This is a genomic window from Streptomyces sp. CA-210063, assembly GCF_024612015.1.
Classification (GTDB): domain Bacteria; phylum Actinomycetota; class Actinomycetes; order Streptomycetales; family Streptomycetaceae; genus Streptomyces.
In genome coordinates, this window is sequence record NZ_CP102512.1 from 5827825 (window position 1) to 5848722 (window position 20898).

Below are 20898 nucleotides of genomic sequence, written 5' to 3' on the forward strand. Positions count from 1 at the left end.
CCCACCCGCCCGCGGGCGCGCGCAGGCGGAGGAGCGGCCAACGGGGTGTGCGGTGGCTCAGACCGTCAGCGGTACCGGGTGGATCTCGTCCGCCTTGTGGCCGGCGCGTTCGTGGATGCGCTGGACGGCTTCGGCCGAGGGGGCCTCGGAGAGGCAGTAGACGGTGCCGGACTGGGGGTCGGCCCAGGCGCGTTCGAAGTGGACGTTCTCGTCCTTCTCTATGTCGAGGTCGGCTTTGTGCGCGGCCTGCAGCTGGTCGGCGGTGATGCCCTTCATCCCGTGGTGGACGTCCATGAACTTGGTCATGGCTCGCACCTCCTTCTTCCCTTTCCGGCCTTTCCGATTCCTTGCCCTCCCCCTTCATGCTGCTCCCGTACGGCCGCGCGGGCGACCTCGTGGCAGACACCTTCGTGGCAGACACCTTCGTGGCAGACACCTTGATGGCAGACACCCCTTCGGCAGACGGCCCCTTGGAAGTGACCCGGCATCGAACGGCCGTGCGCTAGCGTCCCCCTCATGCGTATGCAGAGGGTGGGGATGTCCACTGCCGGAGTCGTGGCCGCGGTGGCGCTTCTGGGCGTGGGGCTCCCCGTCGGGTACTTCCTCGTCGAGTACGGGTGCGGGCGGGAGGAGGAGCGGTTGGGGGAGGCGTTGGCCGAGGATCCCGTGCTGGACGACGGCGTGGACGGGGCCCGGGTCGAGGAGTCGTACCAGGAGTGCGACGACGACGATCTGACGGCCGTCGCCGGGAAGACGTACCGGTACGGCGGGGACCGGGAGAGCGTTCTCGCGCACTATCGGGATGCCGCGCAGGCCCATGGGTGGCGGTACCGGACGGGCGACTGCCTCACCAAGTCGATCGACGGGGCCATGGCGGGTCTGACCCTCGAAGGGCCGGGGCCGGGCGACCGTTCCCTCCACGTCGAGATCGTCGCCGCCCGCCAGGACTCGGAGCCCTGGTGCTGAGCGTTCACCAGTCCCGAGACGCGGGACAAGTGACGCTCACCCATCCCCCGAATGAGTGACACTCAGCTGTCCCAGTGCATGAGTGACGCACCTGTCCCAGGCGTGAGCGAAGGGGGCCGTCGCGAGCGACAGGCCCCCTTCTCCCATGTACGAAGAGGCGTACGAAAGCAACCGCGTGCCGGTCAGCCGCACTGGCACGGGTTGCCGGACTGGCACCCGCACGCACATCCGGAGCCGCAGCCGCAGGCGCCGACGAGGGGCAGGATCTTGATGTCGGCGGGCTGATGGGTGTCCCGGACCTGCGTCGGGTCGGGCGTGCTGGGGCTGGCGGGGGATTCGGCCATGGTCCCTCCTCGAAGGCTGGTGCCTGTGCCCATTGGATGCCCCCAATTGCATGCCCGTTCAGCCGGGCGCATCAACGGCGCACAGAGGCGTCCACACGCCCTGCCCGAGCACGAAGCGCCGGGAGCATCGAGCAGCCGGACCGCAGTCGGCCGGAGCCAGCCGCAGCCGGACCACCGACCGCCGGAGGCGCCCAGGGCCCCGGGCGTCGGCGCCCCGCCGAAGCCCTACGCCCCCTCCACCCCAGTGACCGGCTGGATGTCCGCCTGCAGCTCGTCCGCGTGCTCGCCCGTCACCAGGTACACCACACGCTTGGCGACGGACACCGCGTGGTCGGCGAAGCGCTCGTAGTAGCGGCCGAGGAGGGTGACGTCGACGGCGGTCTCGATGCCGTGCTGCCAGCGGTCGTCCATGAGGTGCTGGAAGAGGGCGCGGTGGAGGAGGTCCATCGCGTCGTCGTCCGTCTCCAACTGGAGCGCGAGGTCGACGTCCTTGGTGATGATCACCTCGGCGGCCTTGGCCATCAGGCGCTGCGCGAGCTGGCCCATCTCCAGGATCGTGGCGTGCAGGTCGCGCGGGACCGTGCGGTCGGGGAAGCGGAGCCGGGTGAGCTTGGCCACATGCTGGGCGAGGTCGCCGGAGCGCTCCAGGTCGGCCGACATGCGCAGGGAGGTCACGACGATACGGAGGTCCGTCGCCACCGGCTGCTGCCTCGCCAGCAGGGCTATCGCGCGAGCCTCCAGGTCGTGCTGCAGGTCGTCGACCTTCTTGTCGGCCTCGATCACGCTCTCGGCCAGCTTCAGGTCGGCGTCGAGCATCGCCGTCGTGGCACGTCCGATCGCCGACCCCACCAGTCGGGCCATCTCGACAAGGCCCTCACCGATCGAGTCAAGTTCCTCGTGGTACGCGTCCCGCATCAGGGTGTCCCTCTCTTGCATACGTCTGCTCGTGGGTAACCAGAAAAGCCGTGCCGAAAGCCGTTCCGCCAGGCCAGGACGACCGAATGAACGGTGACCGGGGTCCCGGACGAACCCCACGCTCCCACGTTCCGGCCCGTACGCGTCCGTTTCCGCCACCCCAAATGAATCAATACTGGCTCCAAGGTGAACTCTGGGCGACGAGTGTTCGAGGTCGCCCTCCGACCGCTGTGGAGATGTCCGACCTCGTGCCTAACCTGGATGCATGGACGTGAACGCGGCGGTTGCCGCAGCGGCAGCGATCGCCGGAGTGCTCACCGGTGTCATCGCCATGCTGGCGTTCCGCGTCAGCGAGCGCGAGCAGAAGCGTCCCACCAGAACCTCCCTGCACACGGACCCGGTGCTTCCGCCCGGCGTCGACACCGTGCTCTCCGTGCTGCGCTCCTCCGCGGTCGTGCTCGACGAGGCGGACGCCGTCGTCAAGGCCAGCTCCGCCGCGTACGCCCTCGGGCTGGTGCGCGGCGGGAAGCTCGCCGTCGAGCCGATGTCGAAGATGGCGCGCGACACGCGCCGGGACGGCGAGATACGCCAGGTCGAGCTGGATCTGCCCCGGCGCGGCACGGGACGCGGCGAGGCGCTCGCCGTCTCCGCGCGCGTCGCGCCCCTGGGCTCCCGGCTCGTCCTGCTCCTCGTCGAGGACCTCACCGAGGCCCGCCGTATAGAAGCCGTACGCCGCGACTTCGTCGCCAACGTCAGCCATGAGCTGAAGACGCCGGTCGGCGCCCTCTCCCTCCTCTCGGAGGCCGTCATGGGGGCGTCGGACGACCCCGAGGCGGTGGAACGGTTCGCCGGGCGCATGCAGATCGAGGCCACCCGGCTCACCAACCTCGTGCAGGAACTCATCGACCTCTCCCGGGTGCAGAACGACGACCCGCTGGAGGACGCCGAGCCCGTACGGGTGGAGGAGCTGGTCGCCGAGGCCGTCGACCGCTGCCGCCACCAGGCCGGCACCAAGCAGATCACCATGGCTTCGAACATGGGGGCGCCCGAAGGGCTCGAGCAGGGTGGTGGCGGGCGACGGGCGGGCGGCACCGCCGAGCTGCATGTCTGGGGCAACCGCGGGCAGCTCGCCGCCGCCCTCGGCAACCTCGTCGAGAACGCCGTCAACTACTCGCCGGCCCGCACCCGCGTCGGCATAGCCGCCCGCAGGGTCAGCGCGCCCGGCGGGGACCATATCGAGATCGCCGTGACCGACCAGGGCATCGGCATCTCGGACAAGGACAAGGAGCGCATCTTCGAGCGCTTCTACCGCGTGGACCCGGCCCGTTCCCGCCAGACCGGCGGTACGGGTCTCGGTCTCGCGATCGTCAAGCACGTGGCCGCCTCGCACGGCGGGGAGGTCACGGTGTGGAGCTCGGAGGGACAGGGCTCCACGTTCACCCTCAGGCTGCCGGAGGCGGGCGTGGCCCGCGACCGCGCGGCCCAGCACCCGGACCTCGACGCCGAGGACGGACAGCCTCACACCGCCCCATCCCCGTACGAACCGCTTCCCGCCCCGGAGGTCCTTCCGTGACCCGAGTGCTCGTCGTCGAGGACGAGGAGTCCTTCTCCGACGCCCTGTCCTACATGCTCCGCAAAGAGGGCTTCGAGGTCGCCATCGCGACCACCGGGCCCGACGGTCTCGACGAGTTCGAGCGCAACGGAGCCGACCTCGTCCTCCTCGACCTGATGCTGCCCGGCCTGCCGGGCACCGAGGTCTGCCGTCAGCTGCGCGGCCGTTCCAATGTCCCGGTGATCATGGTCACCGCCAAGGACAGTGAGATCGACAAGGTCGTGGGCCTGGAAATAGGAGCCGATGACTATGTCACCAAGCCCTTCTCCTCCCGCGAACTCGTCGCCCGTATCCGGGCCGTACTGCGCCGTCGCGGCGAGCCCGAGGAGGTCACCCCTGCCGCGCTGGAGGCCGGCCCCGTCCGCATGGACGTCGACCGTCACGTGGTCACTGTCTCGGGCTCCAAGGTCGACCTCCCCCTCAAGGAGTTCGACCTGCTCGAGATGCTGCTGCGAAACGCGGGCCGCGTCCTGACCCGTATGCAGCTCATCGACCGAGTCTGGGGCGCCGACTACGTGGGCGACACCAAGACCCTCGACGTCCACGTCAAGCGCCTCCGCGCCAAGATCGAGCCGGACCCGGGCGCGCCGCGGTACCTGGTCACCGTGCGCGGCCTCGGCTACAAGTTCGAGCCGTAAACCGACTGTGAGCCGTGGACCTACGACCACGTGCTCGTTCTACGCCGAAGGGCGGCACCCTCCCAGGGGTGCCGCCCTTCGGCGTGTGCGGGCGTACGGCGCTCAGTGGCCGGAAGACTCCTGGGAACCGGAACCCGCGGCGGAGGTGGACGGGGAGGCCGTCGAGCCGGCGGCGGTGCCCTCCTCCTCGGCGGTGCCCTCGTCGGGGGACGGCGAGCCCGTGCCGGACGGGGACGGGGAGCCGGTGGTCTCCTCGGACGGCGAGGCGCTCGTGGCGGGGGCCTCGGGGATGTCGGTCGGGCCCCACTTCTCGAAGTAGTGCTCGGCGGGCACGACGAAGGCGCGCAGGCCGACCTCGCCGGTCTCGCTGAAGTTGAACGTGACCCGCTGGGCGTTGCCGTCCTTGACCGCGTCGGAGACGTCCGCCAGGACCGCGGAGGCGTTGCCCTCGCCGCCGAGGACCACGGAGCCACCGGCCGGGACGACGACCTTGCCGCCCCTGCCCTCGCCCTTGACCGGCGTGATCTCGGCGGTACCGGCGCCCTCCACGGTGATGGAGTCCAGGGTCTGGTCGGTCCTGGCGTTGGTGTTGAACAGGGTCGCGGAGACGACGGCCGGGCCCTTGGTCTCGGTACCCGGCTGGGTGACCACGATCGCGTTCTGGATCTTGATGTCGCCGACGCTGGTGGCCGCGTTGTCCGGCTTGATCTCCAGCGTCTGGGCATTGCTGCCGGCGGCGCACGCGGCGAGTGAGGCGATCGAGAACGCGAGGGCGGCGGCGGCGAGGGCGCCGCGTCGAAGGCTGCTGCTCACGGCGGCGGCATCTCCTTGAACGGGGGCGGTACATGGTCTGTGGCGGGCTCAGGTTACCGAGCCGTTCCGCCGCCGCCGCACCCGACCCTCCCCAAGTCCCCGACGAGTCACGGGAAGCAATTGAGTGGACGCACCACGCACACGCTCCTCCGGCATTCGCATAACCACCCCCGATACCGCTGTCGCCCCCTTCGCCGCCGTCCCGGATTTCCGGTAAGGAATGCGGGGCGCCACAGAAAATCGATCACCCGGCAGAACGGCGTAGGAACACGATCCGGTAACGGCGGAACATCCCCCGTAGATCAACCTTCTTGATCAATTCCGGATTCGACTCGTACCCGACTCCACTCACCGAACGGAGTAGCGGAAGTCGCACACTTGGAGCCGGACAAAGCGGGACGTTCGGCCGCTCGTGCAGCCCTCCGGGTGCGTGTACCGTACGCGTTTCGCTCCGCCCGGAGAGCCGCTCCGACCTGCGAATACCCACTTCCGTTCGGCCCCCGCAGCACGTTCCTGTTGCTGTTGTCAAGCCCCGAGATATGCCCTGACCTGCGAAAACGCCATTCAGAACCCGCCGTTTCCGTGTTACCCTGGATAGCCACGGAAGGGGTACCTGTCACATGACGTTCAAGGTTGGCGACACCGTGGTCTATCCCCATCACGGGGCCGCGCTGATCGAGGCCATCGAAACTCGCCAGATCAAAGGCGTGGACAAGACCTACTTGGTGCTCAAGGTCGCTCAGGGCGACCTGACAGTGCGTGTGCCGGCGGACAATGCGGAGTTCGTCGGCGTACGTGATGTGGTCGGGCAGGACGGCCTGGACCGGGTCTTCGAGGTGCTGCGCGCGCCGTATGCCGAGGAGCCCACGAACTGGTCGCGTCGCTACAAGGCAAACCTGGAGAAGCTCGCCTCCGGCGATGTCATCAAGGTCGCGGAAGTCGTGCGTGACCTGTGGCGTCGTGAGCGCGAGCGCGGACTGTCCGCCGGTGAGAAGCGCATGCTCGCCAAGGCCCGCCAGATCCTGGTGAGCGAGCTCGCCCTCGCGGAGAACACGAACGAGGACAAGGCCGAGGCACTGCTCGACGAGGTCCTCGCGTCCTGAACTGACTCCTGAGGCAGGCAGCCAGCCCGCTCAGCCGTTCAGCGCAGCACATGGAAATGCCGCGGTGCCCGATGACGTAGCTATTGTCGCCGGGCGCTGCGGCATGTCCGTACCCGGATGCCGTACGCCGGAATGGGATCCCGGATACTTGGCGTGCCCCGACGCTCATCAGTACAGGTACCTCATCAGTACTCGTACGCGTACTTGGCGTGCCGGGCCCGGGCAGCTGGCTCGACCAGATGTCACGGAAGGGTCCGGTCAAGGTGTCGCGCCCGGCACGCTGTGGCCATACCCACGTAGGCCGAGCACACAAACCTGACAGGAACCGATGTCTGACGATTCGCGCCCTTCGCCTTCCGGAACCGGTACGGGGACCCGTACAGCGGCCGTGATTCCGGCCGCCGGCCGGGGCGTACGCCTCGGTCCGGGCGCCCCCAAAGCGCTACGCGCGCTGAACGGCACCCCGATGCTGATCCACGCGGCGCGGGCCATGGCCGCGTCCCGTGCCGTCTCCCTGGTGATCGTCGTGGCGCCGCCCGACGGCGCCCCCGAGGTCAAGACCCTGCTCGACGCGCACGCGCTGCCCGAGCGGACCGACTTCCTCGTCGTGCCCGGAGGTGAGTCGCGGCAGGAGTCGGTGAAGCTCGGTCTCGACGCGCTCCCACCCGGCTACGACATCGTGCTGGTGCACGACGCGGCCCGTCCACTCGTGCCCGTCGACACGGTCGACGCCGTCATCGAGGCCGTACGGGACGGGGCGCCGGCCGTGGTGCCCGCGCTGCCGCTCGCCGACACGGTCAAGGAGGTCGAGCCGGCGGACGCGCAGGGCGCGCCGGAGCCGGTCGTCGCCACGCCGGAGCGCGCGCGGCTGCGGGCGGTGCAGACGCCGCAGGGGTTCGACCGGGCGACCCTGGTCCGGGCGCACGAGACGGTCACCGGGGAGGTGACCGACGACGCGAGCATGGTGGAGCGGCTCGGGCTGGGGGTCGTGGTCGTGCCCGGGCACGAGGAGGCGTTCAAGGTGACGCGGCCGTTGGATCTGGTGCTCGCGGAGGCGGTTCTGGCGCGCAGGAGGCTGAACGATGGGTTCTGAGGCCCCCCAGGTGGTGTTGCCGCAGGTCGGGATCGGTACCGACATCCACGCCTTCGAGGAGGGGCGGGAGCTGTGGTGCGCCGGACTGAAGTGGGAGGGGGAGGGGCCGGGGCTGGCCGGGCACTCCGACGCGGATGTCGTGGCGCACGCGGCGTGCAACGCGTTGTTCTCCGCCGCCGGGCTCGGTGATCTCGGGCAGCACTTCGGGACGGGGCGGCCGGAGTGGTCCGGGGCGTCCGGGGTGACGTTGCTGGCGGAGGCGGCGCGGATCGTGCGGGCGGCCGGGTTCACCATCGGCAATGTGGCCGTTCAGGTGGTCGGGCCACGGCCGAAGATCGGGAAGCGGCGGGACGAGGCGCAGCGGGTTCTGTCCGATGTCGTGGGCGCGCCCGTCTCGGTGTCGGGCGCCACGACGGACGGGCTGGGATTTCCGGGGCGGGGCGAGGGATTGATGGCGGTGGCGACGGCGTTGGTCGTACGTCTGGGGTGACCCGGGGGATTTCCTCGCCCCCGCCGCCCCTACCCGTCCCATCCCAGGGGGCTGCGCCCCCAGGCCCCCGCCCGAGCCCCCTGCTCGAGTGAGTTGTTCGGGTGTCGGAGCGTCGTGGCCGGTCGCGCAGTTCCCCGCGCCCCTTTTGGGCCTGCGGCCCATCAAGGGTGCGGGCGGGTATGCGTCACGAATGTGTGGCCCTTGGGGGGAAGGGCTCAGGGCATGGGCTATGGCCTACTACCCTGGGACTCGTGACTATTCGCCTGTACGACACCAGCGCCCGGCAGATTCGTGACTTCACCCCGCTCATGCCGGGTTGTGTCTCGATCTACCTGTGTGGCGCCACGGTGCAGGCGGCCCCGCACATCGGGCACATCCGGTCGGGGCTCAACTTCGACATCATGCGCCGGTGGTTCGAGTACCGCGGGTACGACGTGACGTTCATCCGGAATGTCACGGACATCGACGACAAGATCATCGCGAAGGCGGCCGACCAGGGCCGCCCGTGGTGGTCGATCGGCTACGAGAACGAGCGCGCGTTCAACGACGGCTACAGCGTGCTCGGTTGCCTGCCGCCGACCTACGAGCCGCGGGCCACCGGGCATGTGACCGAGATGGTCGAGATGATGCGCGGGCTGATCGAGCGTGGACACGCGTACGAGGCCGACGGGAACGTGTACTTCGACGTGCGGTCGTTCCCCGAGTATCTGAAGCTGTCCAACCAGGAGCTCGACAACCTTCTCCAGCCCTCCGGGGAGGGCGAGACCGGCAAGCGCGATCCGCGTGACTTCGCCATGTGGAAGTCGGCGAAGCCCGGGGAGCCGACCTGGGAGACGCCCTGGGGCAGAGGGCGGCCGGGCTGGCACCTGGAGTGCTCGGCCATGGCGCACAAGTACCTGGGCAGCGCCTTCGACATCCACGGCGGCGGCCTCGACCTGATCTTCCCGCACCACGAGAACGAGATCGCGCAGGCCAAGGCCTTCGGCGACGAGTTCGCCCTGTACTGGGTGCACAACGCCTGGGTCACCATGAGCGGCGAGAAGATGTCCAAGTCCCTGGGCAACTCGGTGCTCGTGAGCGAGATGGTCAAGCAGTGGCGGCCCATCGTGCTCCGCTACTACCTGGGCACCCCGCACTACCGGTCGATGATCGAGTACAGCGAGGACGCCCTGCGCGAGGCCGAGTCGGCGTTCGCCCGTATCGAGGGGTTCATCCAGCGGGTCGTCGAGAAGGCCGGCGGAGTCGTCGAGCCCTCGGCCGAGGTGCCGCCGGCGTTCGCCGAGGCGATGGACGACGACCTCGGGGTGCCGCAGGCGCTCGCCATCGTGCACACCACGGTCCGGCAGGGCAACAGTGCGCTGGCCGCCGACGACAAGGAAGCGGCCGTGGCACGGCTCGCCGAGGTACGGGCCATGCTCGGCGTGCTCGGCCTCGACCCGCTGGACCCGCACTGGGCCGGGGACGGCGGCGACCGCGGCGAGACTGTGTTCAACAAAAGCGCGCACGGCGTCGTCGACACGCTCGTCGGGCTGGTCCTCCAGCAGCGCGAGGCCGCCCGCGCCCGCAAGGACTGGGCCACCGCGGACGCCATCCGCGACCAGCTCAACCAGTCGGGTCTGGTCATCGAGGACGGTCCGGACGGGCCGCGCTGGACGCTCGGCCCGCGCTGAGCCTTTCTTGATCGATTGTGCCGCCCGGCCATCCGGGCGGCACACTGCATTACGTACGTACACACGAACGCTTCTCAGAGACGGGTAGGTCATGGCCGCTAACAACCGCCGCATGTCCGGCAAGAAGGGCGCGCAGGTCGGCAGTGGCGGCCAGCGGCGCAAGGGGCTGGAGGGCAGGGGGCCGACGCCGCCCGCCGAGATGCGCAAGAAGCACAAGGCGAACCGCATCGCCAACGCCAAGGCGAAGCAGGCCGCACGCCGCCCCACGCCGCGCGGCCGGGGCGGCAAGGGCACGTCCGAGATGGTCGTCGGACGCAACCCCGTCGTCGAGGCGCTGCGCGAGGGCGTGCCCGCCTCGACGCTCTACGTCCAGCAGTTCATCGACAACGACGAGCGGGTCCGTGAGGCGCTGCAGCTCGCGGCCGAGCGCGGCGGCATCAACCTCATGGAGGCGCCGCGGCCCGAACTGGACCGGATGACCAACGGGCTCAACCACCAGGGGCTCGTCCTCCAGGTCCCGCCGTACGAGTACGCGCACCCGGAGGACCTCGTGAACGCCGCGTTCGACGAGGGTGAGGACCCGCTGATCGTCGCCCTCGACGGGGTGACCGACCCGCGCAACCTCGGCGCCGTCGTCCGGTCCGTCTCCGCGTTCGGCGGCCACGGCGTCGTCGTACCCGAACGGCGCGCGGCCGGCATGACCGCCGGCGCCTGGAAGACGTCCGCCGGCACGGCCGCCCGTACGCCCGTCGCCCGCTGCACCAACCTCACGCGCGCGCTGGAGGCCTACAAGAAGGCCGGCGTCGTCGTGGTCGGACTCGCCGCCGACGGCGAGTCCGAGATCGGCGACCTGGAGGCCCTCGAGGGCCCGGTCGTCATCGTGGTCGGCAGCGAGGGCAAGGGCCTCTCCCGCCTCGTCGGCGAGACGTGCGACTACCGGGTGCGGATTCCGATGCCGGGTGGGGCGGAGTCGTTGAATGCCGGTGTGGCGGCGGGAGTTGTGTTGTACGAGGCGGCTCGGCGTCGGGCGTAAAAGGGGTTCTGGCCTGGGGTTCGGGGGGTTCTGGATCACCTTGACGGGGTCCGGACAGATCCGGGCGGTCAAAGCAGTGTCCTAACGACACGTCACTCGGTTAGATGAGTGTGGACACCAGAACACCCCGCACACCCACGGGGGACCGTTCGTCGGGATTCGACTCGGGATTCGACGACGCTCCCGCGCTGAGCATGGTGAAGGTGCCGAGCGATCCGGCGCAGGTCATCGTCAACCACGCGAGCTTCCGCGTGCAGTTGAGCGCCTCCACGCGGGCGTCCCCGCGCATCGCACGGCACTTGAGCACCAGCGACGACACCACGCGCATCCCCGTCCTGGGCACGGCGGGCCGGTCCGGCGCGCCCGCCGCCGGGCGCCGCCGCGCGCCCGTCGTCTGGAGCGGGAAGTCCGCGCCGGACGACACCGGAGCCCACCGGCTCCTCCAGGCGGTCCGCGGCGCGGGCGTCGGTCGCGGGGCCCCCGACCCCCTGAGCGACACCGGCTCGACCCAGGTCATCCCACGCGTCGACGGCCCGCGCAGCGGCGGCTACGACACCGAAAGCGGGCGTTACGGCGCCGAAAGTGGGCGCTACGGCGCCGAAAGTGGGCGCTACGGCGCCGAAAGTGGGCGCTACGGGGCCGACTTGACCGTCGAGACCGTAGAGACGCCCATCGTCGGCAGCCAGCGCACCCACGGCGACCACGCAGCCCCCGACGGCACCCGGCTGCTGCCCACCATGCGCGGCGTCGGCAGCGCGTACGACGAACCCCGGTACGACCAGGCGCGCTACGGCAAGGACGCCTACGCCGACGGGGAGTTCGCGGAGTCGTACGGCGACGGCGACGGCGGCGACGGCGGTGAGGACGAGCGGAGCGGGCGCCGGACCGGCAACGAGCCCGTCCGGCACGCCTATTACCCCGGCCGCCGCATGAACCTCGGCGTGGTGCTGCTGCCGCTGCGCGTCTTCCTCGGCTTCATCTCCATCTACGCCGGCATGGGCAAGCTCTGCGACCCGCACTACTTCGACGGCGGCAAGCGCGGCTCCATGGTGAAGTGGCTGAACACGCTGCACCCGTGGGAAGTCGCCGAGCCGCTGCGGCAGTTCGCCCTCGAACACCCCGTGGGCTCGGGACTCGTCATCGCTTTCGCCCAGGTCGTCGTCGGCGTGCTGACCGTCCTCGGACTGTGGCAGCGGGTCGCCGCCGGGATCGGAGCGCTGCTGTCGGCCGCGCTGCTCGTCACGGTCAGCTGGAAGACCGTTCCCGTCTACGAGACGCCCGACATCATCTACCTCGCCGCCTGGTCCCCGCTGGTCATCGCGGGCGCGCCGGTGTACTCCGTCGACGGGCGGCTCGCGGGCGGCGCTTGGCGCAGGCTCGGGCCGCGCGCCGACATCTGGGACCTGCGGCGCTATGTGCTGCGGCGGGGCGCGCTCGTCACCGCGATCGTCGTCGGGCTGACGCTGCTCGTGGGGTCCGTGCTCGGCGGGGCCGTGCGGGACGCCGACCGGATCGTCGTCCCCGGGCCCGGGGAGGCGCCGCGCAACGAACTGCCGGGGTCGCCGCTGCCGGGTGAGCCGACGAAGCGCCGCCAGGACAGCCCCTCCGCGTCCAACACGCCCACCGCGGGCGCGACTTCGGCGAGCCCTTCACAAGAGGCCACGACGCCGGGGGCCACGCGGGACACCGGGGCGGTCACCGGGGGGGAGCCGAGTCAGACGCAGGGGACGGCGGGGCAGGCACCGCCGCAGCAGTCCTCGCCGGTTGAGCAGGTGCCGAGTACGACGGCTGGGCCGAGCTCCAGTGGGGGGGCCTCCGGCGGTACGACCGGTGGGGGGACTGGGTCCACCGGGGGGTCCACTGGGGGGAGCTCTTCGGGTGGGGAGCCTGGGCTGGTGGGGGGGTTGCTCGGGTAGGTTTCGCCGGCTGCGCCGAGGCGTTGCTCTGTGGATGGGCCCCGCGTGTGTGGTGCGCGGGGCCCATTGCTGTGTGTTCTGGCGGGAGGGGGAGTGGGTGGGGCGCCTTATGGGGTGGGGGAGCTGTGGGGTGGCGGCTGCGGGTTGTTTGTGGCTGGTCGCGCAGTTCCCCGCGCCCCTTGAGGGACCGGCGGTCACTTGGCGCCCCGGCGCCTAACGACCTGGTGCCCCAGTGCCTGACGGTTCAGTGCCTCAGCGTCTAACGGTCCAGCGCCCCACGCCCCAGGGCTGGCGCCCGGGCGCCTGACGGCTCAGTGCCCCAGTGCCTGGCGGCACGGCGTCTGACGGTCCGGCGCCTAACGGTCAAGCGCCCTGAGGCCTAGCGCTCTGACGGCCTAACGCTCTAACGACCCAGCGCCGCCAGTTCCTTCGCTGCCTCTGTCAGGTCCTTTGCTGTGTCGATGGCTCGCCAGTAGGCGCCCTGGGGGATGGGGAAGCCTGCCAGGCGGCGTTCTCGGGCGAGGCGGGGGAAGGTGGTGCGTTCGTGGTCGCCTCGGGCGGGGAGGAGGTCGGTGAACTCCGGGGAGAAGACGTAGACGCCGGCGTTGATCTCGTACGTCGTGGGCGGGGCCTCGATGAAGTCCGTCACGCGGCCGAATCCGTCCGTCTTCACGGCGCCCCAGGGGATGCGGGGGCGGGCCAGGGCGAGGGTGGCGAGGGCGTCGCGTTCGGTGTGGAAGTCCGCCATGTCGCGGAGCGAGAAGCGGGTCCAGATGTCGCCGTTGGTGGCGTACCAGGGGCGGTCGGGGTGGGGCAGGTGGGAGGCGGCGTACTTGAGGCCTCCGCCTCGGCCCAGGGGCTCCGTCTCGACGACCGTGGTGACGCGGACCGGGAGGTCTGTCGAGTCCAGCCACTTCTGCAGGACGTCGGCGAGGTGGCCGCAGGAGACGACCACGTCGGTCACGCCCTCCTCGGCGAGCCAGCCGAGCTGATGGCCGATGATCGGCGTGCCCGTGCCGGGGATCTCGACCATGGGCTTGGGCCGGTCATCGGTGTACGGGCGCAGCCGGGAGCCCTGGCCACCGGCGAGGACCACGGCTTGAACGGGGCGCGACGCGGCGTTCGGATCGGTCATGACCGAACTGTACGTGGCGCCCCGTTCGCGGGAGCACGGCCCTGGGATCGGTATACGGAGAGGAAACGGGTCGGTATACGGGGGTGCGAGCCCTGGAGCCCTTGGGGGGTCCTGCGGAGCCGGTGGAGCCGGGTAGAGCCGGTACGGGCCTTGCGGGGCCCTCAGCTGTGCGCTGCGGGGCTTGGCCTGTGCCCTGCGGGCCGTCAGCTGAACTGGGCGGCCACTCCTGTCGCGAAGGACGTGTCGCAGACCGGGCGGGCGTACGACTGGGCGCGGGTGGGGCCGTAGGCGCGGACGGCTGCGCGGCCGAGGGCGCGGGCGATGGAGGCGCAGTGCCTCGCCAGCGCGGGGCGGCCGTTCACCGCCTGCTGGAGGTGGGTGAGGGCGACGCCCGGGTCCTCCTCCTGGAGTTCCAGGAGGAGCTTGTCGCGCAGCACCTCGTGCGGGGCGCGGGTCTTGGCGCGCTGGGAGACCTCCGAGGCGGCGAGCACCGAGTCGGCGGGGTCGGCGCCCGACCAGTTGACCCGGGTGACCGCGAGGGTGCCGGAGAGGACGAGGACGACGGGCAGGACCAGGGCGAGGGAGCGGCCGATCCGGCGGGCGGGGCCGCGGCCGCGCCGCGTCCGTTGGGTGTAGGTGTGGGTGTGCTTCACGCGAGTGAGGGTAGCGCGGGGTAGTGATATGGCGACGTTAGGTCACCGATACGGGGGATGTTGAAGCGCTGTTTTCTGGGTACCGGGTTGACGAACGCTGGTCGAAATGACCAGATTTGCCGGGGTAGTTGGTGACAGTGAAAAAGGCCCCGCAGGCGTTTGCGGGGCCTTTTTCGTCAACCTGGGTGATTTATCCCGGGTCGGTGGTTTCGCGAACCGTCGCGTCGACGGACGTGACCGGTTCAGTCGGAGAGGCGCTCGCCCGTGGACGTCGAGAACACGTGGTTCTCGCCCGGACGCGGCACGACGTGCAGCGTCGCGCCCTTCTCCGGGACCCGGCGGCCGTTGACGCGAACCACGAGGTCCTTGGTCTCGCCGCCGACCTCGGCGGTGCCGTAGACGTAACCGTCGGCGCCGAGTTCCTCGACGACGTTGACGGTGACGGCGAGGCCGGCCGGGGCGTCGTCGGCGTCCTTCGACAGGGTGGAGGCGACGCCGCCGTCGTGCTCGACGATGTCGAAGTGCTCGGGGCGGACACCGACGGTGACGGTGGTGTCACCCTTGTCGGAGGCGGCCTTGAGGGCCTCACGGTTGACCGGGACGACGCTGTTGCCGAACTTCACACCGCCGTCGGTGATCGGGACCTCGACCAGGTTCATGGCCGGGGAGCCGATGAAGCCGGCGACGAAGAGGTTGGCCGGGCGGTCGTACATGTTGCGCGGGGTGTCGACCTGCTGCAGCAGACCGTCCTTCAGCACGGCGACCCGGTCGCCCATCGTCATGGCCTCGACCTGGTCGTGGGTGACGTAGACGGTGGTGATGCCGAGGCGGCGCTGGAGCGACGCGATCTGCGTACGCGTCGAGACACGGAGCTTGGCGTCGAGGTTCGACAGCGGCTCGTCCATGAGGAAGACCTGGGGCTCACGCACGATGGCCCGGCCCATGGCGACACGCTGGCGCTGACCACCGGAGAGGGCCTTCGGCTTGCGGTCCAGGTACTCGGTGAGGTCGAGGATCTTCGCGGCCTCTTCGACCTTCTGCCGGATCTCCGCCTTGTTGACGCCGGCGATCTTGAGCGCGAAGCCCATGTTGTCGGCGACGGACATGTGCGGGTAGAGCGCGTAGTTCTGGAACACCATGGCGATGTCCCGGTCCTTCGGCGGCAGGTGCGTGACGTCGCGGTCACCGATGCGGATGGCGCCGCCGTTGACGTCCTCGAGGCCCGCGAGCATGCGGAGCGAGGTGGACTTGCCGCAACCGGACGGGCCGACCAGAACGAGGAACTCGCCGTCCTCGATCTCGATGTCGAGCGCGTCTACGGCGGGCTTCGTGGAACCCGGGTAGATCCGGGTCGCCTTGTCGAACGAGACTGTGGCCATGGGTCGTAGGCCCCCTTCACCGGCAGGAACGTGCCGGACGATCCGTTGTAAAGGTGGTGATCCACCACGGGCGATGCCGCGGTGGTGTAGTCCACGGGAGTGGATTGGGTCAGGACGGTACCTTCCGTTCACCAGGTCTGTCAGTACCTGGGCCCCTGTGAACTTCGCGGAAATTTTCGACGAGTGCGCCCTGTGGCGTGGGTAGACTGCACGGGCGCCCCCGCGAGGGGCCACGCCTCCTTAGCTCAGATGGCCAGAGCAACGCACTTGTAATGCGTAGGTCGTCGGTTCGAATCCGACAGGGGGCTCCACTGGAACCCCAGGTCAGATACGTTCTGACCTGGGGTTTCGTCGTCAGCGGCTGGATGGAGCCAGGGTTCATGGTGTTGGCTCGCTCCGGCCCGCGCCCTGTACTCCCGACTGGGACAGCACCGCCGACGGCATCGCCGTCATGCCGGCAACGGCGCGGGAGCCTTGTGCCATGCGGACGTCGACGCCGGTCCGCACGTTCCGGCCGTTAGTTGCGGAGAGTGAGCGTCACGTCGGCCTTGTCGTCGGGCTGCCCTTCATTCCAGTTCTGGACGTGTATCGCCCTGGAGGCGCTTTGCCCCGGGTAGAGGAAGATATTCGCGAAGGCTGACGCGCCGTCCAAGTCCCCCGTGTTTTCGCTGTCGCCCTCAAAGAGCTTGACCACACCTTCGGTCACGCGAATGAAGCCACCCTGTTGGTGTGTGAGTTTGTAGTGGACTTCGACTCTTATCTCTCCACCGCACGTGGCCTGGACCACGAAACTCCTGGGAGTTCCGACTGTTATTACGCGAGGGGTGAGCGAGACGTTGCGGTTGCAGACCGTGTTCGAGCCGAAATCCTCATAATCCATGATTCTGAAGGAGGCGCTTCCGGTTACCGTCCGCTGGTGGGTGGCCTGGGCACTCGTTGCCAGGGCGGGGACTGCTATGACCGTTGCGGCGGGAACGATCAGCGCCCGCCAGAGTGCGGAGCGATAGGCGCCGCGACGTATACCTTTTTCCTTCATGGGGGCTCCCTCCATGAAAATGGGCGCACGAGATCGAAACTCGGCGCTCAAGGCCCCCCCTCGTCTTTCCAAGCTACGCCCTGGGTCATCCGTGTGCATTCTGAGTCGGAGCGTCAAGTCGCGTTTGTTGAATGGTCAGTTGTCGCCTCGCACGGTCACGAGCCCTAGCCGTTCAGGTAGCGCTTCTGAGGTCCGGGATTTTCCGTTGGAGGCCGGGGGTTCACCGCAGGCGGCGGGCGATTTCCAGGTCGTCGGGCTGGAGGGGGCGGGCTTCCTCGATTTCCCAGATGGCGTTCTGGAGGAGGCGGCCGAGGGTCCAGGCTCGCGCTCGGGCGCGGTCCAGGGCGAGGACGTCGGTCATCGCGTCGAAGCGCCAGCGGACCTCGGCGGGGTCGAAGCGGTTGTCGAGGGCGGGCCAGAGTTCGAAGGCGGGGTCGCCGGCGAGGGGCTTGGGGTCGATGGCGAGCCAGGGGGCGCGGTCGGCGCCGAGGACGTTGTCGAAGTGCAGGTCCCAGTGGAGGAGGCGGTCGCCGGGTTCGGTGATGACCTCGCCCACCGCTGCCGCGCAGTCCGCGATCAGGCGGCGGTCGGCGGGGTCCGGGATACGGGCCAGGACGGGTGGGGTGCGGTTCAGCATGTCGGCCGCGATGTCGCCCAGGCGGCGCAGGGCCGGCGGCGCCGGTGAGGCGGTCAGATGGGCCAGCAGGCGGGCGATGACCAGGACGGCTTCGCGGGTGTCCGGCTCGTGGGACAGCATCCGGGCCGGGTCGAGGCGTTCGAGCAGCATGGTGCCCGTTTCGTCGTCGTACCGCAGGAGCCGTACGGCTCCGTCGCCGTTCCAGGCGCGCAGGGCGACCGGTTCGCCCTCGCTCTCGTCGTCGAGGATCTGGAGCTTGAGGACCGCCGGGGTGCCGTCGGCTGTGTGGACCACGGGGAGGACCAGGGCGCACATGCCGTGCATGGGCCGGCCGTCGAGGCGTAGTCCCCAGCGGTCCAGGAAGCCGGCCGCCAGGTCGGGGAGGGACGCGGCGAAGGCCCGGCCCTCCTCGTCGAAGAACATCTCCAGGGTGGCGGCCAGGTCCGGCGGGACAGAGAGGTCATCGACCATGCCGCCGACACTACGCGCGCGCCTTCCCGGATTTCATGGGATTTCCGGCCCAGCGGCGGCTCGCGGCCGGTGGTTGTGTCGGCTCGGGCGTGGCGACCGGCAACCTCGCTGCCCGCACCCTGCGCGATCTCGTCCAGCGGGATTCGGGGCAGGGCGGGGAGACCGAGCTGACCTCGCTGCCCTGGGTGAACCACCCGGTGCGCAAGTGGGAGCCGGAGCCGTTGCGTTGGGTGGGCGTGCAGGGGATGTATGCCACGTACCGCGCCGCCGACCGGCGGGAGGCGGTCTCGCGTCGGGGGGAGTCGTCGCGGTTGGCGCGGCTGGCGGATCGGGTGGCGGGGCGGCACTGAGGGGCGATCGGGTGGCGGGGTGGCGCTGAGGGCGACGCAGGGCATTCGGCCGGATCTCCCGCCCGGCATCGGTAGGCATCGGTGGGCATCGGTAGGCGGTGCTGCCGGTCGTGGTGGTGGTCAGCAGGGTTGTGCCGACGGTTGTTCAGCGGGGCCGTGGTGATGGTGTGCGGCAGGCCGTGCCGACGGTTGTTCAGCGGGGCCCCGCCGATGGTCTTCAGCAGGGCCGTGCCGATGGGCCGCCGGGCTGCCGGGCGGCGGGGACGTCACGGTTCCAGTACCACCTTTCCCGTCGTGGCCCGGTTCTCCAGGGCGTGGTGGGCGGCGGCCGCCTCGGCCAGGGGGAAGCGGTGGACGGCCGGGGTGAGGCGGCCGGCGGCGGCCTCGGCGAGGGCGCGGAGTTCGAGGGTGCGGATGGGGTCGGGGCCGCCCGCCCGGCGGCGCATCTCCTCGCCCAGGACCGTCTCCGATACGCCTTCGACGACGTACGGTCCGCCGTCCTTGATGCCGTCCGCCGACCAGCCGAAGACGAGGTGTTTGCCGCCGGGGGCGAGGAGGGCGACGGACTCCCGCGCCGCGGCCCCGCCGACCCCGTCGAAGACGACCGTGGTCCTGCCCCGGTACGCCGCGACCTTCTCCGGCCACGCCGGGTCCGTGTAGTCGACGGCGAGGTCGGCGCCGTTCGCCGCCACCCGGGCCGTCTTCTCGGGGCCGCCGGCGAGACCGACGACCGTGGCGCCCGCGTTCTTGGCGTACTGCACGAGGAGCGTGCCGAGGCCGCCGGCCGCGGCCGGGATCACGACCACGTCGTCCGGGCCGAGTTCGGCGAAGAGCAGGATCCCCATCGCCGTACGGCCCGTGCCGATCATCGCCACGGCCTCGGCGAAGTCGAGGTTCTCCGGTACTTCGTGAAGGCGTTCGACCTCCGTGACCGCCAGCTCGGCGTAACCGCCGGGTACGAAGCCGAGATGGGCGGTGACGCGCTTGCCGAGCCAGAGCTCCGGGACGCCCTCGCCGAGCGCCTCGACGACTCCGGCGACCTCGCGGCCGGGGATCGTGGGCAGTTCCGGGGCCGGCCCGGGGCCCGGAAGGCCCTCGCGGATGGCCGCGTCCAGCAGATGGACGCCCGCCGCGGCGACGGCGATACGCACCTGCCCCGGGCCGGGCTCGGGGTCCGCGACCTTCTCGTACGTGAGGTTCTCGGCCGGACCGAAGGCGTGCAGACGGATGGCGTGCATGGAGGGCCCCCCCTTGGGTGAATTCGGTCGGTGGACCCAGCCTCCAACCTCAAGCTCGCTTGAGGTCAAGGGTGTTCTTCGACCTCCTGCCCAGCGCCAGTGAGACGGCCGCGAGGGCGCTGTTGAAGGAGACCTCGGAGAGCACTCCCGGCGCCGCGACCTGGTCGCCCGCGAGGTAGACGCCGTCGCCCCGGTCCACGGCCGGGCGGTCGCGCCAGCTGGTGCCGGGCAGGTCGACCGCGCCCGTACGGCCGTTCGCGGTCGCCTCGCGCCGCCAGGTGACCCGGTCCCGCCAGCCGGGGAAGGCCAGGTCGAGCAGGTGCTCGGCCCGGGCGACCCCGTCGGCCCTCGACTCGTGGGGCGCGATCGGGAACTGTCCCTGGAGCAACTGCTCGCCCGCCGGGGCGAGCGTGCGGTCCTGTGCGGTGAACCGTTCGATCCAGCCGGGCGCGTCCAGGTCCGAGACCGCGAACGCGTCGCCGCGGCGGGTGCGGAGGGCGAGGTCGACGAGTGCCGTACGGCCGCTCGGCCAGGTCAGCGAGTCGTCCCCGAGCAGCCGGCGGGCGGCGTCGAGGGAGGTGGCGACGATGACCGGGCTGTTGCCGGTGCCGGTGCCGGTGCCGGTGCCGGTTCCGGTTCCGGGGAGGGCGTCGAGGCTGTCGACCCGGCTGAGGGTCTCCATGCGGACGCCGAGGTTCCAGGCGCGGGCCGCCATCCGGTCGATGACGCTCGCCCAGCCGCCGCGGGGGTAGTGCGCCTCCGGGGGCAACTTCGTGGCCCGGCGCAGCCGTTCCTGCACGAACGCGGCGGACAGCGAGCCCGGGTCGTGGTGGAACAGCGCCACCGCCGAGTAGGCGGCGGCGGCACGCGCGGCCTCCTCGCCCGCCTGTTCGGTCGCCCAGGTGAGGAAGTCGACGTCGACGGGCGCCTGTTGGCTCGTACGGCGTGGGCGGAGGAGCTTGAGCATTCCGAACGGCGGGGTCCGGCGCAGGGCGCCCCGGTGGTGCAGCCGCAGCCGGGCGGCCTCCAGGGGTGGGAGGGGCGCGAGCGGCCCGATCAGGTCCCGTTGGCCGAGCCAGGTCCAGTGCGGGCCGCCGTTGTACAGGGCGTGCGGCCCCTCGTTCGTCCGGTACGGCCCCTCCGCGGTCCGCGCCCGGCCGCCGAGCGTGTGGTGCGCCTCGTAGAGGGTGACCTTCGCGCCCGCCTCGGCGGCGGTGATCGCCGCGGTGAGCCCGGCGAAACCGCCGCCGATGACGGTGAGGGGGACGGGGGTGCGGGTGGAGGGGTCGTGCGTGGCTGGAGCGCGGTGCATGGCTGGGCTCCCTCGGGTCTGTGTGGCCTGTCCGTGAGTACGACAGGTCGAGGGCGCCGGAATGTGACATGGGGCTGTGGGTGGGGGCTTCACC

Annotated in this window: 20 protein-coding genes, 1 tRNA gene and 1 pseudogene; 11 read left to right on the forward strand and 11 right to left on the reverse strand. The window is 70.5% G+C overall.

The features are described from left to right. Positions 1 to 57: 57 nt before the first annotated feature. On the reverse strand, positions 58 to 306 hold the full coding sequence (locus JIX56_RS25460; RefSeq protein WP_257543891.1) for an SCO4226 family nickel-binding protein: 249 nt from the start codon (positions 304 to 306) through the stop codon (positions 58 to 60). A gap of 210 nt (positions 307 to 516) precedes the next feature. Here JIX56_RS25460 and JIX56_RS25465 point away from each other — a divergent pair, with 210 nt between their 5' ends. Then, positions 517 to 966: a hypothetical protein gene (locus JIX56_RS25465; protein WP_257543893.1), complete on the forward strand. Its 450-nt coding sequence runs from the start codon at positions 517 to 519 to the stop codon at positions 964 to 966. A gap of 182 nt (positions 967 to 1148) precedes the next feature. Here the strand turns inward: JIX56_RS25465 and JIX56_RS25470 are convergent, their stop codons facing one another. Both JIX56_RS25470 and phoU read right to left on the reverse strand, forming a co-directional pair. Next, positions 1149 to 1310, reverse strand: coding sequence for a hypothetical protein (locus JIX56_RS25470; RefSeq protein ID WP_257543894.1), 162 nt, complete (start codon positions 1308 to 1310; stop codon positions 1149 to 1151). 225 nt (positions 1311 to 1535) lie between these two features. Further along, on the reverse strand, positions 1536 to 2225 hold the full coding sequence (gene phoU, locus JIX56_RS25475) for a phosphate signaling complex protein PhoU (RefSeq protein WP_257551106.1): 690 nt from the start codon (positions 2223 to 2225) through the stop codon (positions 1536 to 1538). 265 nt (positions 2226 to 2490) lie between these two features. On the opposite strand from phoU, the gene JIX56_RS25480 reads away from it, so the two are divergent. Further along, positions 2491 to 3798 carry a sensor histidine kinase gene (locus tag JIX56_RS25480; protein ID WP_257543896.1) on the forward strand — a complete coding sequence of 436 codons (1308 nt, stop codon included), beginning with the start codon at positions 2491 to 2493 and terminating at the stop codon, positions 3796 to 3798. After that, positions 3795 to 4475 carry a response regulator transcription factor gene (locus JIX56_RS25485; RefSeq protein WP_009340348.1) on the forward strand — a complete coding sequence of 227 codons (681 nt, stop codon included), beginning with the start codon at positions 3795 to 3797 and terminating at the stop codon, positions 4473 to 4475. Before JIX56_RS25480 ends, JIX56_RS25485 begins: the two co-directional genes overlap by 4 nt. A gap of 102 nt (positions 4476 to 4577) precedes the next feature. On the opposite strand, the gene JIX56_RS25490 is transcribed toward JIX56_RS25485, so the two are convergent. Then, positions 4578 to 5288 (reverse strand): copper chaperone PCu(A)C, encoded by a 711-nt coding sequence (locus JIX56_RS25490; protein WP_257543898.1) that lies wholly within the window; start codon positions 5286 to 5288, stop codon positions 4578 to 4580. 620 nt (positions 5289 to 5908) lie between these two features. On the opposite strand from JIX56_RS25490, the gene JIX56_RS25495 reads away from it, so the two are divergent. The 6 genes from JIX56_RS25495 (at position 5909) to JIX56_RS25520 (ending at position 12593) form a co-directional block, all read left to right on the forward strand. Then, positions 5909 to 6391 carry a CarD family transcriptional regulator gene (locus JIX56_RS25495; protein ID WP_003953493.1) on the forward strand — a complete coding sequence of 161 codons (483 nt, stop codon included), beginning with the start codon at positions 5909 to 5911 and terminating at the stop codon, positions 6389 to 6391. A 328-nt stretch (positions 6392 to 6719) separates the two neighbouring features. After that, positions 6720 to 7484, forward strand: a complete 765-nt coding sequence (gene ispD / locus JIX56_RS25500; RefSeq protein WP_257543900.1) for a 2-C-methyl-D-erythritol 4-phosphate cytidylyltransferase — start codon at positions 6720 to 6722, stop codon at positions 7482 to 7484. Next, a complete protein-coding gene (ispF, locus tag JIX56_RS25505; protein ID WP_257543902.1) occupies positions 7474 to 7974 on the forward strand; it encodes a 2-C-methyl-D-erythritol 2,4-cyclodiphosphate synthase in 501 nt (166 codons plus the stop codon). The genes ispD and ispF overlap by 11 nt, the downstream gene beginning before the upstream one ends. A gap of 251 nt (positions 7975 to 8225) precedes the next feature. Continuing rightward, positions 8226 to 9644, forward strand: coding sequence for a cysteine--tRNA ligase (gene cysS, locus JIX56_RS25510; RefSeq protein ID WP_257543904.1), 1419 nt, complete (start codon positions 8226 to 8228; stop codon positions 9642 to 9644). A gap of 91 nt (positions 9645 to 9735) precedes the next feature. After that, entirely contained in the window at positions 9736 to 10677 is a 942-nt protein-coding gene (rlmB, locus tag JIX56_RS25515; RefSeq protein WP_257543906.1) for a 23S rRNA (guanosine(2251)-2'-O)-methyltransferase RlmB, read from the forward strand. A 110-nt stretch (positions 10678 to 10787) separates the two neighbouring features. Further along, complete coding sequence (locus JIX56_RS25520) at positions 10788 to 12593, forward strand: DoxX family membrane protein (protein ID WP_443032063.1); 1806 nt, start codon at positions 10788 to 10790, stop codon at positions 12591 to 12593. 403 nt (positions 12594 to 12996) lie between these two features. On the opposite strand, the gene JIX56_RS25525 is transcribed toward JIX56_RS25520, so the two are convergent. The 3 genes from JIX56_RS25525 to JIX56_RS25535 form a co-directional block, all read right to left on the reverse strand. Continuing rightward, the gene (locus JIX56_RS25525; RefSeq protein WP_257543909.1) at positions 12997 to 13728 is read right to left on the reverse strand and encodes a nucleotidyltransferase family protein; all 732 of its coding nucleotides are present in this window, start codon (positions 13726 to 13728) and stop codon (positions 12997 to 12999) included. Between the two features lie 203 nt (positions 13729 to 13931). Beyond that, positions 13932 to 14381 (reverse strand): hypothetical protein, encoded by a 450-nt coding sequence (locus JIX56_RS25530; protein WP_257543911.1) that lies wholly within the window; start codon positions 14379 to 14381, stop codon positions 13932 to 13934. 242 nt (positions 14382 to 14623) lie between these two features. After that, positions 14624 to 15760: an ABC transporter ATP-binding protein gene (locus JIX56_RS25535; RefSeq protein WP_257543913.1), complete on the reverse strand. Its 1137-nt coding sequence runs from the start codon at positions 15758 to 15760 to the stop codon at positions 14624 to 14626. A gap of 234 nt (positions 15761 to 15994) precedes the next feature. Between JIX56_RS25535 and JIX56_RS25540 the strand changes: the two genes are divergently transcribed. Further along, positions 15995 to 16071: transfer RNA gene (locus JIX56_RS25540), tRNA-Thr, on the forward strand. A gap of 206 nt (positions 16072 to 16277) precedes the next feature. Here the strand turns inward: JIX56_RS25540 and JIX56_RS25545 are convergent. Together JIX56_RS25545 and JIX56_RS25550 are read right to left on the reverse strand one after the other, a co-directional pair. Next, positions 16278 to 16796 (reverse strand): hypothetical protein, encoded by a 519-nt coding sequence (locus tag JIX56_RS25545; RefSeq protein WP_257543915.1) that lies wholly within the window; start codon positions 16794 to 16796, stop codon positions 16278 to 16280. A 220-nt stretch (positions 16797 to 17016) separates the two neighbouring features. Then, the gene (locus tag JIX56_RS25550; RefSeq protein ID WP_257543917.1) at positions 17017 to 17904 is read right to left on the reverse strand and encodes an aminoglycoside phosphotransferase family protein; all 888 of its coding nucleotides are present in this window, start codon (positions 17902 to 17904) and stop codon (positions 17017 to 17019) included. A 65-nt stretch (positions 17905 to 17969) separates the two neighbouring features. On the opposite strand from JIX56_RS25550, the pseudogene JIX56_RS25555 reads away from it, so the two are divergent. Next, positions 17970 to 18254: pseudogene (locus tag JIX56_RS25555) on the forward strand (FAD-dependent oxidoreductase); the annotation flags it as partial. A gap of 266 nt (positions 18255 to 18520) precedes the next feature. Here the strand turns inward: JIX56_RS25555 and JIX56_RS25560 are convergent. Continuing rightward, the gene (locus JIX56_RS25560; protein ID WP_257543919.1) at positions 18521 to 19492 is read right to left on the reverse strand and encodes a zinc-binding dehydrogenase; all 972 of its coding nucleotides are present in this window, start codon (positions 19490 to 19492) and stop codon (positions 18521 to 18523) included. Between the two features lie 49 nt (positions 19493 to 19541). Then, on the reverse strand, positions 19542 to 20804 hold the full coding sequence (locus JIX56_RS25565; protein WP_257543920.1) for an FAD-dependent oxidoreductase: 1263 nt from the start codon (positions 20802 to 20804) through the stop codon (positions 19542 to 19544). Positions 20805 to 20898: the final 94 nt, after the last annotated feature.

Bases quoted from the DNA above. Each gene is read 5' to 3' on its own strand.
- JIX56_RS25460 (WP_257543891.1), bottom strand. From the start codon at position 306: ATGACCAAGTTCATGGACGTCCACCACGGGATGAAGGGCATCACCGCC.
- JIX56_RS25465 (WP_257543893.1), top strand. From the start codon at position 517: ATGCGTATGCAGAGGGTGGGGATGTCCACTGCCGGAGTCGTGGCCGCG.
- JIX56_RS25470 (WP_257543894.1), bottom strand. From the start codon at position 1,310: ATGGCCGAATCCCCCGCCAGCCCCAGCACGCCCGACCCGACGCAGGTC.
- phoU (WP_257551106.1), bottom strand. From the start codon at position 2,225: ATGCGGGACGCGTACCACGAGGAACTTGACTCGATCGGTGAGGGCCTT.
- JIX56_RS25480 (WP_257543896.1), top strand. From the start codon at position 2,491: ATGGACGTGAACGCGGCGGTTGCCGCAGCGGCAGCGATCGCCGGAGTG.
- JIX56_RS25495 (WP_003953493.1), top strand. From the start codon at position 5,909: ATGACGTTCAAGGTTGGCGACACCGTGGTCTATCCCCATCACGGGGCC.
- ispD (WP_257543900.1), top strand. From the start codon at position 6,720: ATGTCTGACGATTCGCGCCCTTCGCCTTCCGGAACCGGTACGGGGACC.
- ispF (WP_257543902.1), top strand. From the start codon at position 7,474: ATGGGTTCTGAGGCCCCCCAGGTGGTGTTGCCGCAGGTCGGGATCGGT.
- rlmB (WP_257543906.1), top strand. From the start codon at position 9,736: ATGGCCGCTAACAACCGCCGCATGTCCGGCAAGAAGGGCGCGCAGGTC.
- JIX56_RS25525 (WP_257543909.1), bottom strand. From the start codon at position 13,728: ATGACCGATCCGAACGCCGCGTCGCGCCCCGTTCAAGCCGTGGTCCTC.
- JIX56_RS25535 (WP_257543913.1), bottom strand. From the start codon at position 15,760: ATGGCCACAGTCTCGTTCGACAAGGCGACCCGGATCTACCCGGGTTCC.
- JIX56_RS25545 (WP_257543915.1), bottom strand. From the start codon at position 16,796: ATGAAGGAAAAAGGTATACGTCGCGGCGCCTATCGCTCCGCACTCTGG.
- JIX56_RS25550 (WP_257543917.1), bottom strand. From the start codon at position 17,904: ATGGTCGATGACCTCTCTGTCCCGCCGGACCTGGCCGCCACCCTGGAG.
- JIX56_RS25560 (WP_257543919.1), bottom strand. From the start codon at position 19,492: ATGCACGCCATCCGTCTGCACGCCTTCGGTCCGGCCGAGAACCTCACG.
- JIX56_RS25565 (WP_257543920.1), bottom strand. From the start codon at position 20,804: ATGCACCGCGCTCCAGCCACGCACGACCCCTCCACCCGCACCCCCGTC.